Raw genomic sequence first — 15,068 nt, 5'->3', positions numbered from 1 at the left:
AATGAATAATGTAGAAATATATCTAGGCGTAGGCATGTTCATTGCCATCGTTCTAGCGCTGGTATTTATTATCATGTTTGCCAAGTCTAAATTGGTACCAAGTGGTGATGTTACTATCACTATCAACGGTGACCCAGACAAGGCAATCAAAACTGCACCGGGTGGCAAGCTTCTTGGTGCTCTAGCTGACGCAGGTTACTTCGTGTCGTCTGCTTGTGGTGGCGGTGGCTCATGTGGCCAGTGTCGTGTAGATGTACACTCAGGTGGTGGTGAAATCCTTCCAACTGAACTAGACCACATCACCAAAGGTGAAGCGCGCGAAGGCTGCCGTCTTTCATGTCAGGTTGCTATCAAGCAAGACATGGAAATTGAGCTGGAAGAGTCGGTATTTGGTGTTAAGAAGTGGGATTGTGAAGTTATCTCTAACGATAACAAAGCAACCTTCATCAAAGAACTAAAGCTTAAAATTCCTAACGGTGAAAGTGTACCTTTCCGTGCAGGTGGTTATATTCAGATTGAAGCGCCAGCGCACCACGTTAAGTACAAAGAGTTCGATATTCCTGAAGAATACCGCGGTGACTGGGAGCGTTTTGGCTTCTTCGACATCGAGTCTAAAGTAGACGAAGAGACTATTCGTGCATACTCAATGGCGAACTACCCAGAAGAAGAAGGCATTATTATGTTGAACGTGCGTATCGCTACGCCGCCACCTAATAACTTAAGCCTACCTGCGGGTAAAATGTCATCGTACATTTGGAGCCTGAAAGAAGGTGACAAAGCGACTATCTCTGGTCCATTCGGTGAATTCTTCGCGAAAGAAACTGAAAACGAAATGGTATTCGTAGGTGGTGGTGCAGGTATGGCCCCAATGCGTTCTCACATCTTCGATCAGCTTCGTCGCCTTAAGTCTAAGCGTAAGATGAGCTTCTGGTACGGTGCACGTTCACTTCGTGAAATGTTCTATACAGAAGACTTCGACGAGCTAGCAGCAGAAAACGATAACTTCGAGTGGCATGTAGCACTTTCTGATCCTCAGCCAGAGGACAACTGGGAAGGTTACACTGGGTTCATCCACCAAGTACTTCTTGAGAACTACTTGAAAGATCACCCTGCACCAGAAGACTGTGAGTTCTACATGTGTGGACCACCTATGATGAACGCGGCCGTAATCAACATGCTTAAAGATTTGGGTGTTGAGGACGAAAACATCATGCTAGATGACTTCGGTGGCTAAGGGTTTGATTTAAGAGCTACTCGCTTAAAAACTCAAGCATATTAAAAGGGGCGTAAGCCCCTTTTTCGTTGAAGCAACATGCATAATGCACATAATAGCGATTGAGTAATGTGCATATTAGCTAAGGACAACATCGTGATTCGATTTGCTATTCGAATTTTCCTCGCCTTTGTTGCGGTAGGTATTCTACTTCTCGCAAGCTGTAGCGACGAAAAAACGCCTGTAGTACACCTGCAAGGGCAGACAATGGGCACAACCTACAACGTTAAGTACCTTGTAGCGGAGACACCGGTAGAAGGCTTACAAGCTGAAATAGATGCCCGTCTTGTTGAGGTTAACAAGATGATGTCTACTTACGACCCAACGTCAGAACTATCAAGGTTCAATCAATATCGCTACACCGACAATTTCGCCGTATCACCAGATACGCTAACCGTAGTTAACGAGGCATTACGCTTGGCTAACCTTAGTGGCGGAGTACTTGATGTTACCGTTGGCCCATTGGTTAATTTATGGGGGTTTGGACCAACTAAGCGCCCTGAAAAAGTACCAAGCCAGACAGACATCGACGATATTCGCGAATATGTGGGTTATAAGAAGCTGTCAACCACGCCTACAGGCTTGAAGAAAAGTCACCCAATGCTTTATGTCGACCTGTCGACTATTGCAAAAGGTTTTGGCGTTGATGAAGTGGCGGAGATCCTTGAAAAGCACAACATTGAAAACTACCTTGTAGAAATAGGTGGTGAAATGCGTGTGAAAGGCGAACGAGGCGACGGCAGTGAGTGGCTGATTGCCATTGAAAAGCCAGTTACCACTGAACGTGCTGTTCAAAAAGTTGTCTCAATAGGAGAAAACGCGGTTGCTACATCAGGTGACTATCGCAACTATTACGAAGAAGACGGCGTTCGTTATTCGCACCTAATCGACCCCACAACGGGTAATCCTATCTCACATAACTTGGTGTCGGTTACGGTTGTTCACCCTTCATCTATGACGTCAGATGGCTTGGCTACGGCGTTTAATGTAATGGGATGGGAGCAAGCAATAGCGGTTGCTGAGCAAGAACAACTCGCTGTATTCCTCATTCGTCGCACAGAAGACGGATTTGAAGAGTATGCATCGCCAGAATTTGATAAACTGGTCACAGTTCATAATTAGGGGGTAGCAATGTCTACATTTATCCTTGCTTTTGGTTTCTTTCTAACAATGGTACTGGCTATGGCCGTAGGTTACCTTTTTCAGAAAAAATCAATCTCTGGAAGCTGTGGTGGCTTAGGTGCACTAGGTATTGAAAAGGCCTGTGACTGTCCAGAACCGTGTGACCGTAAAAAGTCACGTATGGAAAAAGAAGAAGCCCGCCAGAAAAAATTAAACGAGTGGAAGCAAAACCAAATTTTATAATTTTGAATCTACCGTAGGCTTAAATTTTAAAAGCGCTGTTTGAGTAAATCGACGGCGCTTTTTTGTATCCGCAAGGCAAACACATTCCATCGAATCGGGACAAGTGATTCAAGTCAACTTTAGGTTTGCTTTACGGATCGAGAGTGAAAGGATAGTTATCTTTACAATTGAGCCGACGAGAGGCTTTTTAATTCAAGCTCTTCATTTTACTTAACCCATATTTCGTTGCTCCACATTCGTATTTGGGTTAAATTTAAGCCGCATAAAATATCAATACCAATAATAAAATATCAAGGAAGAGCTATGACACGCAGTTTACGTCTCGGGACCTTCAGTATAATCGTATTATCCTTAGCAGCATGTGGCGGCGGAGGGTCCGACTCTGGGGGACCAGTAAACGGAGGTTCTTCTTCGGTTTCGTCATCTACAATCATCAAAAACGCGAAAGACTACGACGCGTCTCGACTCAACACTGCTGCTAAAGCGATTGCAAACGCCCAGTACACAGGCAAAACAGCCGATGCGGAAGTGGAACTAGAATTAGTCCAACAAACCTTCAATTTATTATTTAACGATGCTGTTATGACGTTGCCAGAACTGGCAGAACAGGATTTTTCTGACGACGTGAACGGCGGCACAATTAAAAAAACCTATGCCTGTGATCAAGGCGGTAGTGTTGCTTATGACGGTAAGTTGTCCAGTACCCTTACAGGTACCATCGCCATGGATTACCAAAACTGCTGGTTATACAGCAACGGCGTTGCTATTACCGGTTCAACGGCTATTACTATTGAAAGCGTGTCAGATAACGCTGTGAAATACAGTATGTATTTCGACAGTCTTACCTGGACTAACGAAGGCATACCTCACACGTTGTCAGGCGTCGTCTCAATTGATGAAGGCTTCAACGAAACTAACATTAGCTATCACGCAGATACCAGCCAGCATGTCGCGTTCACTATTGGCTCAGAGCAATATAAATTAATGGGGAATTACAACATATCTGATTCGCCCACTGAAAGCGTTAACCATGCCGAATTTGACTTCTATGTTGGCTCTAAAGGTAAACTCACTGTCGAAGCAGAGGCCCCTGAGTATTTATGGCCATACATGTATAGGGGAGAAGTAGTTGTAGCGGGCGATAAAACTGCAACCTTACTTTTCGAAAATGGCACTATTCGTTATTTAGAAGATACTGATAACGACGGTACTTACGACGTAGGTACATTTATAGTTGATGCCTATGATTTAATTACTGCTAACCTTGCAGATAGATTACTTGTCGCTATTGCTGACATGTCCATCCCACCAACTGTCTATGCACCTGATTTTTACGTATGGGACACAGTGGATACGACGACCCCTATTACCGTCAGTCCCGGCTATTACTATGATAGCGATACAGACGAAGAAGATTTATCGGTCAGTTTCCGCTGGTATCTAAACGGCAACTTAGTAGAAGACGTTACAGGGGATACCTTTCCTGCCTATCGAGCTGTATTTAACGATGTAGTAGAAGTGTCTATGGTTGTCGCAGATAGCGCAAACACTGTAGAGTCAGGACGCACTTCAATTACTCTGTCGGATGCCCCGGCACAGGTCGCATTTGAAAACGTACCTGACTCAGTTTCTCCTGGTGAATACATCGAATTCAGAGTAATGGTGTCTGACCCTGATCTTGGCGACAATCAAGGTGTTCCCACTTTGGTGTCAGCGCCTTCAGGTGCAACTATTAATGAAGATGGATTAATTTCTTGGCAAGCGCCGAACAATCAGCTGTTTAAAACCCAGCTTTACGCATTTGGTTTTTCAACAGGTGAAGACGGTGCTGAAGTCGTCAAAACCCATGTTTCGGTGACTAACTATGAAGTACAAGAGTTAGCTCGCTCGGGTATTGAAGTGCCTAAAATGAACAATTCAATGGTAGTAGGTGATTTCGACCACGACGGCGACAATGAAGTTCTCTCTACAGATTCAGCAAACCGCGTGTTCTTACTGTCTTATCAAAACGGCATCTACAACCAAACTTGGATGTATCCCTACAAAATCGAGCACGGTGAAACAGTAAAACAAGTTCTCAGTACCGATTTTGATAACGACGATTACCCCGATATTTTAGTAATATCTGAACACGGCGTATCTGTCGTTACCGACACTGACGAAACGGCCAAAACGCTTTTTACCACCGACAATTTCATACATAGTGCTGTTCTTGGCGACATAGATAATGATGGTGACGATGAATTGGCCTACCTATATTCATCACGTGATTACGGCGATGCCGATAATATTGTGGTGGTAGATCTTAATTCGCCCGAAACACCTTTATTTACGTTTACCGCTGAAGATACCTATGAAATTGCTTTGGGTAATGTAGATTCCGACGCTCAGTTAGAACTGGTTACTAATTCTGGTTTGGTTTATGACCTTGATTCTGGTGAAAACCAGTGGTTTTTGAACTCAGGATTTGGCAGTCATCACATTGCCGTTGCCGATATAAATGGCGACGGTATTGATGAAATCGTAGGCGCTGACAGTTGGTCTTACATCTATGTATACTCAGCACAAGACAAGTCTCAAATTACGAGTGTTGAGAATTTTAATACTTGCGACATTAGCGCAGGAAAACTGACTGACGATAGTGATCCTGTATTGCTTGTAGGGGACTGCCAATGGGGCAATGTCCACGCCATGAAGCTGTCTAGTAACACGCTCACTTCAGTATTTAGCGTTGATATGGTTGATCATGGTTCGACCTCGCTGACTCTTGGTGATGCCGACAATGATGGCCTTAACGAACTGTTATGGGGCACTGGCACTTCGTCTTCTGGTGAAGATTTACTCGTAACGGCAGATGTCACAGCAACTTCTGCAACAATAAAAACAACAGCAACCACGCATCAACTAGATAGCTTTAATGCGGCTGGATGGGCTGATTTGTATCCTGGTGACGAACGCGCTGTTTTCTTCGTGCCAAGTACCGGTAGCGGTTATGACGGCTCTAAGGTCTTACTAATGGAGAATACAGGGAATTACATCACTAGTGAGGAAGTTTCTTCTAACTGGGATAACTCTAGTATTGCGGTAACCACCGATTACAACAATGACGGTGCTGGTGATTTATTCCTACCTAGTGCCGAAACCTATGATGGCGCATTCGCTGCAATGCGATTAAATGATTTCTCTATTCAATATGAGATTACAGGCGGATACTCGAACGATGTTTCAGTTATCAAGGCATTCGACTTCAATAATGATGGTTTCGAAGATGCAGTGTATGCTGATGGTCGCACACTAAAAGCGGTCGACGTGAACAATCAAGTTATGTTGGCCACTTACACCATGCCTCAATATTTCCGTGATTTTGATATTGTCGCGATGAATGGCAATGTGTATGTGGCGCTTTCTCAAGGCGACAACATAACGCAATTACTCAAGCCAACAACATCAGGTTTCTCTATTCAGGCAAGCGCCGATATTTCTTGCGCGCGCCTTGCCTTTATTAACGCTGATAGTGACGCTGCCGCTGAACTGGCCTGTTATAACAACCAGAACCAATCACTGGTTATATTTGATGTAACTGACACTAGTTTGACTAAGACATCAGACGTTTCGGTGAGTAAGGTTATTGTAGACATGGTAGCTAATCCAGTAACCGCTACTGAACAAACACTTCTTGTGACAACGGCGCATGACGATGATTGGAGTTACTACAGTGCTTCTGAACTCAGCGAAATGACAGTTGAAGGCATCACCATTTGGAAAAGTCCAGCGTTGATTGGGCCGGCCCGCAGCCACTCTCTGCACGCAAGAAAATCTGCTGAGGGAAGCCTAGAAGTGATGATGGCAACATCTCGGGTAATGTACTGGTTAGGCCGAGCGAATTAAGTAAAACTGCTGGGACAATTTGGATACTTGTTTTGGCGTTTACATAATTGAGCGGCGACACATCAATGTTGGTGTGCCGCCGCTTTTTTGTTTAGTACTTTAATTCTGGTAACGTTCTGTAAAAAACACTCGTTTTAACTTAAACCGTTTATGAAAAAGAGCGGGGTCCAATCAATCTCGTTAATAATCCAAACGAGGTAGTGTAATTAAACGCTATTGATAATATACTGTCTTTTTGTACAGTTTCGTGTAAGCACGTTAAGAACAAAGGCAGGTAATGCGAAAAATTATCCACGTCGACATGGATTGTTTTTACGCCGCAGTTGAAATGCGCGACAACCCAGCTTTGCGCAATATTCCCATCGCTATTGGTGGAAGTGCCGACCGCCGCGGTGTTATCTCTACCTGTAATTATCCCGCTCGAAAATTCGGTGTGCGCTCAGCTATGGCTACTGCGTATGCCCTAAAGCTGTGTCCGAATTTAACCCTGGTTAAGGGGCGTATGGATGTATACGCTGCCGAGTCGCAAAAAATACGTAAGATTTTTGCTGACTACACTGACCTTATTGAGCCCCTATCATTAGATGAAGCCTATTTGGACGTGACCAATAGTGAGTTTTGTGGGGGCAGTGCCACGTTAATTGCTGAAGAAATACGCGCTCGTATTGAAAGCGAGTTAGGTCTTACCGCTTCAGCAGGGGTCGCGCCTTGCAAATTCGTGGCGAAAGTAGCCAGTGATGAAAACAAGCCCAACGGCATTTGTGTGATCACGCCCAATAATCTCGATGCGTTTGTACGCGAAATGCCGCTAAAGAAAATTCCAGGCGTGGGCAAAGTTACTATGCAAAAGCTTCAGCGTATGGGGCTTAATACCTGTAACGATGTTCGCCAGTATCCTTTTGAGCGAATTCAAAAAGAACTGGGCAAGTTCGGTAGTGTACTGTGGGAACGGGCTCATGGCATTGATGAGCGAGAGTTGTCAGTATCGCGAGAGCGCAAGTCTATAGGCGTAGAGCGCACGCTAAGTGAAGATATACACACTATTGAGCAATGCATCGACTTTTTGCCTCACTTGTTTGAAAAGCTTCAAGAACGAATGGAAAACCATAAGAAGCGGACGGGCAAGCCTGTGCGTATTCGCACCCAAGGCGTAAAGCTTAAGTTTAACGACTTTCAGCTAACCACTGTTGAGCATCGCTGTGCCACGCTAGATGAAGCTTATTTTCACACGTTAATGCAGGAAGCTTTTGAGCGAGCAACAGGCCGTGGTATCCGTCTTGTTGGCGTGCATATAGGCCTCGCCGCCGACCAAGCAACACAACAGCTGGTTTTGCCTTTTGAGCAGACTTAATTAACACTAGCGCCTTATTCTCTGACGCAACATATATCTCGAAGGTCACTATGGACTCAAAACAACTTAAAACCCCCGGTCGTTACAAGCATTATAAAGGCAATTTATACGATGTTTACGAAGTCGCCACCCACTCAGAAGACGAAAGCAAGCTAGTGGTATATCGGCCGTGTTATGGCGAAAAGGCGTTATGGGTTCGCCCACTGGATATGTTTTTAGAGTCAGTAGAAAAAGACGGAGAGACACTCCCTCGTTTTGCTTATGTAGGTAATATCCCTGAAGATGAAAAAATGATCTAATTGTGAAATTAGGTCATAGTGTAAAAGGTCTTATTTAAACAGGCTTCTTACAAGGAAATAATAATGAAAACTGCCCCTCGTTTTAGCGCCCACATCATGGCCGCACTCTTAGCTGCAAGCCCGTTAATTTATTCATCGGTTCATCCCGCAAATGCACAAGACAGGTTCGCCGATGTTGAAGTAAAGGCAACCGCGATAAAAGGCTCTGTGCACATGCTTACAGGCGCAGGTGGAAATATTGGCGTATCAGCTGGGGAAGACGGTGTTCTTATCATCGACGATCAATTTGCGCCACTGGCTGAAAAAATAGCAGCACAGCTTGGTGAACTAGGCAGCGATAAGCCTAAATATGTGATAAATACGCATTATCACGGCGATCACACAGGTTCTAATGCATTTTTCCATAGTCATAAGGGGGCAACTATTCTTGCCCATGAGAATGTGCGCATTCGGCTAGCCAACGACGAGAAGATAAAGCCCGAAGCCCTGCCAACCATTACCTATGAAGATGGGATAAAAATTTACTTTAATGGTGAAACCCTGCATGTAATGCATTTAGCGGTAGGTCACACTGATGGCGATAGCGTAGTGTGGTTTGAGCAACCCAACGTTATGCACACGGGCGACTTATTCTTCAATGGTCGTTTTCCCTACATTGACCAAGGTGCAGGTGGCAATGTAGAAGGCTACATGGAATCGGTAGAGCAGTTGCTGGCAAAAATAAATGACCAGACCATTATCATTCCCGGTCACGGTGACATTAGTAACAAACAAGAATACACCGCGTTTTTAGCTATGATCAGCGAAACGTTCAACTACGTTAAGGCACTTAAGCAGGACGGCAAAACCCTTGATGAAGTTAAAGCGATGGGCTTGGATGAAAAGTGGGCTGATTGGAGCTGGAACTTTATTACCGAAGAGAAGTGGATAACTACACTCTACAAAGACGCTTAGGCTAGAAATAATGGGGTCAGTGTAAAACGCTACGCTATTCTAATCACTAAACGTTTGAATATAGAGCTGTTCTACTTTGTCTCGCGCCCACTGGGTCTTTCTAAGAAACTTAAGAGAAGATTTAATCGAAGGGTCGTTGTTAAAGCAGTTCACTCTTATACGGTAATACAACCCGTCCCAACCGTAGCGCTCATGAAGTTGTGTCACAATTTTTTCAAGCGTTAAGCCGTGTAGGGGATTGTTGGGTTGTTGGTCCATAATGTGCCGCTGATTTGCATTTACTCTATGTTTTAGTTTATCACAAACAATGGGGTCAGAGTCATTACTCTGACCCCATTTCCATTTAAGGCTTCAGCCCATCTAAAATAATGTGCTGAATGTTACTAAGCGTGCTATCGAAGAAGTCCGGATCGCTCAAATCTTTTCCGGTGACCGCTTTAATCTGCACGCTGAAATCGGCGTAGTGCTGCGTAATGGCCCAAATGCTGAAAATCAAATGTAATGGGTCTACAGGCTTTAACTTACCCGCTTCTATCCATTCGTTAATAACGGCACTTTTCGCATCCAGCAATGCTTTAAGCGGCGTTTCTAATTCCTTGATTAAAAGCGGTGCACCTTGTACCACTTCCATACAAAAAAGCTTAGATTCAGCGGGGTTGTCTCTCGACATTTCAAGTTTTACTTTAATGTAGTCGCTTAGGGTTTCTATGGGCGCTTGTTCTGCTGAAAAGCTTTGCAGTGGCGTTAGCCACACATCTAATAGGTGAGTGATAACTGACAAATAAAGGCCGTCTTTACTTTTAAAGTAATACAGTAAGTTACTTTTTGAGACATTCGCTAATTCCGATACTTGTTCTACCGTTGTGCCACTTACGCCGTTTTTTGAAAACAGAGAAAGGGCAGCATCCATAATGCGGGTGCGCTTTTCTAATAGCGCCTTTTCTCTTCGTTTCTGGGTAGTAGGGCTAAAAGCTCTTGCTGTTTTTGTACTTAGTTGGTCTTCAGATTTACTCACTACTCAATTCTTCTTAACCGGATTTCTGCAATCTGGCGCATAGTTTACGCGCAGTTTTCTAACCTATAAACCCATTTGCACAAATATGCACCAATTAAGTTCAGTTGCACTGGACTGGGTGTTCCAAATTGAACCAATAGGTCTAATTTCAAGGTGTGGATTTTGTAAGCCCATGAAAATTAACAAATAAATAAATTGGCCTGCTTTATGCTGTTTACTATGTATACCGCCACTTCAATGTTTTGAATTCGGCAACCTTAAAAAAAGCGGGGTAAACCGCTTAAAACGCAGACAAGCAGAGGGAACAACATGGATATAGGTGTATTTATTCCGATTGGTAACAACGGCTGGTTAATTTCTAAAAATTCGCCTCAGTTCAAACCATCATTCGATCTCAACAAAGAGATTGTAATGAAGGCTGAAAAGTACGATATGGACTTTGCGCTCTCTATGATCAAACTTCGCGGTTTTGGCGGTGAAACTGAATTTTGGGACTACAACTTAGAGTCGTTTACGTTAATGGCTGGTCTTGCGGCCGTTACCTCAAAAATACAGCTGTATGCTACGGCTGCCACGTTAGTCTTACCGCCTGCGATCATGGCGCGCATGGCGACTACTATCGATTCTATTTCTAACGGTCGTTTTGGCGTAAACCTAGTGACTGGCTGGCAACGCCCTGAATACTCACAAATGGGCATGTGGCCGGGCGATGAATTTTTCGGTAACCGCTACGAATATTTAGATGAGTACATCAAAGTAGTGAAAGAGTTGTGGGAAACCGGAAAAAGCGACTTTAAAGGTGAGCATTTCCAAATGGATGACTGCCGTATGCTACCTAAACCACAGCGAAAAATTCCTCTCATCTGTGCGGGCCAAAGTGCGGCTGGTATGGATTTCTCGGCCCGTCATGCCGACTATAACTTCTGTTTCGGTAAAGGTGTGAATACACCTACCGCTTTCGCACCCACAGCAGCGCGCTTAACCGAAGCGGCTGAAAAGCACGGTCGCAGCGTTGGCTCTGCGGTACTTATCATGGTCATTGCTGATGAAACCGACGAAGCAGCGATGGCTAAATGGGAAAGCTATAAAGAAGGTAAAGATCAGTCAGCGTTAGATTGGATGGCAACGCAAGGGGCCGCTGATAAGAAATCGGGTAAAGACACTAATATCCGAGACATGACCAACCCAACCTCAGCAGTAAACCTGAATATGGGTACCCTTGTTGGTTCTTACGAATCAGTCGCTTCTATGCTTGATGAAATAGCCACAGTGCCAGGCTGTGAAGGTGTATTGCTTACCTTTGATGACTTCCTTAAAGGTATGGATGATTTCGGCACTAAAATTCAGCCGTTAATGAAGTCCCGTCAGCATCTACTTGAAACATCGGGAGCAGCCTAATGTCTGCCGGTGAAGTATTTGAAGTGTCAGGGTGCTTTCAAGCACGTCAAACAGGGCAGCCCGTACTACCAGCTAAGCCTGAACCGTTGACGTTAAACCCTGCGGAAACTGCTGTAATAGTGGTGGATTTGCAAAACGCTTATGCCAGTAAAAACGGTTACTTAGATAAAGCGGGTTTTGATGTGTCTACCACGGCACCAGTCATTGAGAATACCGTTAAGGTACTGGAAACCGCACGGGCTGCTGGTATGCCTGTGGTGTTTTTACAAAATGGGTGGGATGCCGACTATAAAGAGGCAGGCGGCCCAGGTTCGCCGAACTGGTACAAATCTAATGCCCTTAAAACCATGCGTAAACAACCAGAACTTAAGGGCAGTTTGCTCGCCAAGGGGACATGGGATTACGCGCTTGTCGATGCCCTAAAGCCTCAAGATGGCGACATCGTTATACCGAAAACCCGTTACAGCGGTTTTTACAATACTAATTTAGACAGCATGCTGCGCGCACGCGGTATTCGCAACTTAGTGTTTACCGGCATTGCCACTAACGTGTGTGTGGAGTCGACGCTGCGCGATGGCTTTCACCTGGAATATTTTGGTGTGGTGCTGGCCGATGCGGCATATCAAGCTGGCCCGCCAGATATTCACGAGGCCTCACTTTTCAACATTCAGACGTTTTTCGGGTGGGTGTCTACTACCGCGCAGTTTTGTGAAGTGTTTGAAGGGGCGAGTTAGGTGCTTTCTTCTTAGCATCTACTAGCCACGCAGACAAAAACAACGCGATAAATCAGTTTGCACGATTTGAAATAAACCATTTATAGGCGCTAGGCAGCAATGCATAGAAAGCGCAATGGAAAGGATAAGAACATGCCAAAGAAAGCCATTATTCCAGCAGGTACATCAACGCCAATAGCCCCTTTTGTTCCAGGCTCTATGGCTGACAATATTCTGTATGTGTCAGGTACCTTACCGTTTGACGAAAACAACGATGTAGTCCACGTGGGCGATGCTGAGGCACAAACGCGCCACGTTTTAGAAACCATTAAAAGCGTCATCGAAGAAGCAGGCGGCACTATGGATGACGTCACCTTCAACTCAATTTTCATTACCGATTGGGATGACTACGCCGCGGTAAACAAGGTGTACGCCGAATACTTTCCAGGTGAAAAGCCGGCGCGCTACTGCATTAAAGTTGGGCTGGTAAAGCCAGAGGCCTTAATTGAAATCGCATCTGTAGCGCACATTGGGTAGACGGTTATGTTTGGACTACCCATGAACTACGCCCATTGGTTTTATATAGGTGAGCTTTATGCATTCTGATGCGCAGGCAGGCTACGCCCACATTAGCGGCGAAATGAACGGCGAAATGCGTAACAAGTTACATTACGAAGTACACGGTCTAACGTCGCCCGACGCCCCCACGATTGTGTTTAGTTCAGGGCTGGGCGGGGCAGCTAAATTTTGGCAGCCGCAACTGGGTGACTTTGCCCAAGACTACAGAGTGATCACTTACGATCACTATGGCACCAACAAAAGTGTGGGTGACTTGCCAGCGAATTACAGCATTTCACATATGGCGGATGAACTCGCTGCACTTCTTAAAAAACTCGAAGTGCAAGCGTGCCATTTCGTCGGTCACGCGCTGGGTGGTTTGGTGGGGCTTGAGCTTGCTTTGTCTGAACCTAAGCTTTTACAAAGTTTAGTACTGGTAAACGCATGGAGCAGTGCAAATCCGCACACATTGCGCTGCTTTAACATACGCAAAGCATTATTGGCCGCAGACAGAAAAGACATGTATCTGCAACTTCAGGCGCTGCTGCTGTTTCCGCCTGATTGGATAGCCGCAAATGCTGCCCACTTGGAAGAGGAAGAGGCCCATTCACTCAACCACTTCCCAGACGTAAACAATCTGCTTGCCCGCATTGGTGCTCTTAGTGCGTTCGATATCGATAAAAGTTTGCACACCATCACCACGTCAACGCTAGCACTTGCCAACAAAGACGACACCTTGGTGCCGTGGCAGCGTTCACAGATGTTGGCTGAAGCTATGCCCAACGCCGAATTGTCGGTGATGGAATACGGCGGGCATGCATCAAGCATCACAAACCCAATTGCGTTTAATGAACTGTTGCGAGGGTATTTGAGGCAAGTGGCCTAACGTACCCGTGACACTGAATCTGGCTTTAGAGTGTTTTATAGCTGATGAGGCGTATGCATTGTAAACAAGCTGCAAAGCTACAGCCTCAATGACGTGATGGCTAAAAAAGCGCTAAGCGTAAAAAACGAAAACATAGCGCAGTGTTTAAAAGATTTGATAAAACTGGAATGAATTTAAAATGACTGATACACAAAATACAGAGTTTAAAGCAACTAGCCCGCTTGACGAGGCTGGACTAGCCCAACTCTTTACCGATGCGCATACCCACACCAAATGGCACGACAAACCTATTTCAGAAGCCGTGTTGAAACAGCTGTACGACTTAGTAAAAGTAGGCTCGACATCGGCAAATTGTAGTCCAGCGCGATTTGTTTTCATTACCTCAGATGAAGGGAGAGAAAAGCTCAAACCTTGCCTTTCAAGCGGTAACGTTGAGCAAACCATGACCGCACCCTGTACGGTTATTGTGGCATACGACGAAGAGTTCTACGAAGAGCTTCCTACCTTATTCCCTTATGCAGATGCGAAAAGCTGGTTTACTTCAAGCCCAGAAGCGGCCTATGAGACTGCCATGCGCAATAGTTCTATGCAAGGGGCTTACTTAATAAGCGCCGTTCGTGCCTTAGGCCTTGACGCTGGCGCCATGTCTGGTTTCAACCCCACATTACTCAACGAGACTTTCTTTTCAGATAGCACGTGGAAGGTGAATTTCTTACTGAACATTGGCTACGGCGATAAAGAGAAAGTACATAAACGCTTACCTCGTTTAAGTTTCGAGCAAGCCTGCCAAATCGTGTAACGCCAACTTAAAGGATATTTGTATGACTATTACAGCAATAAAAAACGCAGTAACAGAAGTGCTACCCCCGGTAACTCCCGAAGCTTATCGAGAAGGTATGTCGAGTTTAGCGGCAGCGGTAAACGTCGTTACAACCACTGGCCCAGAAGGGCGTGCAGGCTTCACGGCGACCGCCGTATGTAGCGTAAGCGATACCCCTGCAACTTTGCTGGTTTGTTTGAATCGCGGTGCGTCTGTACATCAGGTTTTTAAAAACAGCACGCATTTGGTTATCAACACCCTTACCTCACAGCATCAGTTAATTTCAAACACGTTTGGTGGCAAAGCACCCATGAACGAACGCTTTGAAATTGGTGATTGGGTGGAATCGACGACCGGTTGCCCAAGGCTTGCCGATGCTGCAGTTAGCTTCGATTGCATTATTACAGACGTTAAAAGTGTGGCCACTCACGACGTTATTTTTTGCCAGGTGGTGGATATCAAGCAAGACCCAGAAGCCGACGCGCTTTTGTATTATCAGCGCGGCTATCACAGCGCGTGCAAAGACGCATAATTAAAGGATTAGACAA

At 45.2% G+C, this 15,068-nt stretch carries 15 protein-coding genes; 13 read left to right on the top strand and 2 right to left on the bottom strand.

Annotated features, from left to right (window positions below; genetic code table 11):
- The first annotated feature begins 1 nt into the window (after nt 1).
- The 7 genes from nqrF (at nt 2) to E5672_RS19175 (ending at nt 9,130) form a co-directional block, all read left to right on the top strand.
- Complete coding sequence (gene nqrF, locus E5672_RS19205) at nt 2-1,234, top strand: NADH:ubiquinone reductase (Na(+)-transporting) subunit F (RefSeq protein WP_071815998.1); 1,233 nt, start codon at nt 2-4, stop codon at nt 1,232-1,234.
- Nucleotides 1,235-1,369: 135 nt separating this feature from the next.
- On the top strand, nt 1,370-2,395 hold the full coding sequence (locus E5672_RS19200) for an FAD:protein FMN transferase (RefSeq protein ID WP_136783797.1): 1,026 nt from the start codon (nt 1,370-1,372) through the stop codon (nt 2,393-2,395).
- Between the two features lie 9 nt (nt 2,396-2,404).
- The gene (gene nqrM, locus E5672_RS19195) at nt 2,405-2,638 is read left to right on the top strand and encodes a (Na+)-NQR maturation NqrM (protein WP_014950791.1); all 234 of its coding nucleotides are present in this window, start codon (nt 2,405-2,407) and stop codon (nt 2,636-2,638) included.
- Between the two features lie 303 nt (nt 2,639-2,941).
- Entirely contained in the window at nt 2,942-6,526 is a 3,585-nt protein-coding gene (locus E5672_RS19190) for an FG-GAP repeat domain-containing protein (RefSeq protein WP_136783796.1), read from the top strand.
- A gap of 277 nt (nt 6,527-6,803) precedes the next feature.
- Nucleotides 6,804-7,877, top strand: coding sequence for a DNA polymerase IV (dinB, locus tag E5672_RS19185; RefSeq protein WP_136783795.1), 1,074 nt, complete (start codon nt 6,804-6,806; stop codon nt 7,875-7,877).
- A 50-nt stretch (nt 7,878-7,927) separates the two neighbouring features.
- Nucleotides 7,928-8,176: a DUF1653 domain-containing protein gene (locus E5672_RS19180; RefSeq protein ID WP_136783794.1), complete on the top strand. Its 249-nt coding sequence runs from the start codon at nt 7,928-7,930 to the stop codon at nt 8,174-8,176.
- 63 nt (nt 8,177-8,239) lie between these two features.
- A complete protein-coding gene (locus tag E5672_RS19175; protein ID WP_136783793.1) occupies nt 8,240-9,130 on the top strand; it encodes an MBL fold metallo-hydrolase in 891 nt (296 codons plus the stop codon).
- Between the two features lie 39 nt (nt 9,131-9,169).
- Here E5672_RS19175 and E5672_RS19170 read toward each other — a convergent pair whose 3' ends face one another.
- The gene (locus E5672_RS19170) at nt 9,170-9,388 is read right to left on the bottom strand and encodes a VF530 family protein (RefSeq protein WP_136783792.1); all 219 of its coding nucleotides are present in this window, start codon (nt 9,386-9,388) and stop codon (nt 9,170-9,172) included.
- 85 nt (nt 9,389-9,473) lie between these two features.
- Nucleotides 9,474-10,145: an HTH-type transcriptional regulator RutR gene (gene rutR / locus E5672_RS19165; protein ID WP_136783791.1), complete on the bottom strand. Its 672-nt coding sequence runs from the start codon at nt 10,143-10,145 to the stop codon at nt 9,474-9,476.
- 309 nt (nt 10,146-10,454) lie between these two features.
- Between rutR and rutA the strand changes: the two genes are divergently transcribed.
- From rutA to E5672_RS19135, 6 genes are all read left to right on the top strand, one after another.
- Complete coding sequence (gene rutA, locus E5672_RS19160; protein WP_136783790.1) at nt 10,455-11,543, top strand: pyrimidine utilization protein A; 1,089 nt, start codon at nt 10,455-10,457, stop codon at nt 11,541-11,543.
- Nucleotides 11,543-12,277 (top strand): pyrimidine utilization protein B, encoded by a 735-nt coding sequence (gene rutB, locus E5672_RS19155; RefSeq protein WP_136783789.1) that lies wholly within the window; start codon nt 11,543-11,545, stop codon nt 12,275-12,277. The genes rutA and rutB overlap by 1 nt, the downstream gene beginning before the upstream one ends.
- A gap of 132 nt (nt 12,278-12,409) precedes the next feature.
- Complete coding sequence (gene rutC, locus E5672_RS19150; protein WP_014950778.1) at nt 12,410-12,793, top strand: pyrimidine utilization protein C; 384 nt, start codon at nt 12,410-12,412, stop codon at nt 12,791-12,793.
- A gap of 58 nt (nt 12,794-12,851) precedes the next feature.
- A complete protein-coding gene (rutD, locus tag E5672_RS19145) occupies nt 12,852-13,700 on the top strand; it encodes a pyrimidine utilization protein D (protein ID WP_205676515.1) in 849 nt (282 codons plus the stop codon).
- Nucleotides 13,701-13,878: 178 nt separating this feature from the next.
- Nucleotides 13,879-14,499, top strand: coding sequence for a malonic semialdehyde reductase (locus E5672_RS19140; RefSeq protein ID WP_136783788.1), 621 nt, complete (start codon nt 13,879-13,881; stop codon nt 14,497-14,499).
- 22 nt (nt 14,500-14,521) lie between these two features.
- On the top strand, nt 14,522-15,052 hold the full coding sequence (locus tag E5672_RS19135; RefSeq protein WP_136783787.1) for a flavin reductase: 531 nt from the start codon (nt 14,522-14,524) through the stop codon (nt 15,050-15,052).
- Nucleotides 15,053-15,068: the final 16 nt, after the last annotated feature.

It is taken from the genome of Alteromonas portus (genome assembly GCF_005117025.1).
In the GTDB taxonomy this organism is placed as follows: Bacteria; Pseudomonadota; Gammaproteobacteria; order Enterobacterales; family Alteromonadaceae; genus Alteromonas; species Alteromonas portus.
The sequence above is the reverse complement of the archived record's forward strand: the minus strand, read 5'-3'. Positions and strand labels throughout refer to the sequence as shown.

What these genes read in the sequence shown, in the direction of transcription:
- dinB (WP_136783795.1), top strand. Translation starts at nt 6,804, where the DNA reads ATGCGAAAAATTATCCACGTCGACATGGATTGTTTTTACGCCGCAGTT.
- nqrM (WP_014950791.1), top strand. Translation starts at nt 2,405, where the DNA reads ATGTCTACATTTATCCTTGCTTTTGGTTTCTTTCTAACAATGGTACTG.
- E5672_RS19140 (WP_136783788.1), top strand. Translation starts at nt 13,879, where the DNA reads ATGACTGATACACAAAATACAGAGTTTAAAGCAACTAGCCCGCTTGAC.
- E5672_RS19190 (WP_136783796.1), top strand. Translation starts at nt 2,942, where the DNA reads ATGACACGCAGTTTACGTCTCGGGACCTTCAGTATAATCGTATTATCC.
- E5672_RS19170 (WP_136783792.1), bottom strand. Translation starts at nt 9,388, where the DNA reads ATGGACCAACAACCCAACAATCCCCTACACGGCTTAACGCTTGAAAAA.
- rutC (WP_014950778.1), top strand. Translation starts at nt 12,410, where the DNA reads ATGCCAAAGAAAGCCATTATTCCAGCAGGTACATCAACGCCAATAGCC.
- E5672_RS19175 (WP_136783793.1), top strand. Translation starts at nt 8,240, where the DNA reads ATGAAAACTGCCCCTCGTTTTAGCGCCCACATCATGGCCGCACTCTTA.
- rutD (WP_205676515.1), top strand. Translation starts at nt 12,852, where the DNA reads ATGCATTCTGATGCGCAGGCAGGCTACGCCCACATTAGCGGCGAAATG.
- nqrF (WP_071815998.1), top strand. Translation starts at nt 2, where the DNA reads ATGAATAATGTAGAAATATATCTAGGCGTAGGCATGTTCATTGCCATC.
- E5672_RS19135 (WP_136783787.1), top strand. Translation starts at nt 14,522, where the DNA reads ATGACTATTACAGCAATAAAAAACGCAGTAACAGAAGTGCTACCCCCG.
- rutA (WP_136783790.1), top strand. Translation starts at nt 10,455, where the DNA reads ATGGATATAGGTGTATTTATTCCGATTGGTAACAACGGCTGGTTAATT.
- E5672_RS19180 (WP_136783794.1), top strand. Translation starts at nt 7,928, where the DNA reads ATGGACTCAAAACAACTTAAAACCCCCGGTCGTTACAAGCATTATAAA.
- rutB (WP_136783789.1), top strand. Translation starts at nt 11,543, where the DNA reads ATGTCTGCCGGTGAAGTATTTGAAGTGTCAGGGTGCTTTCAAGCACGT.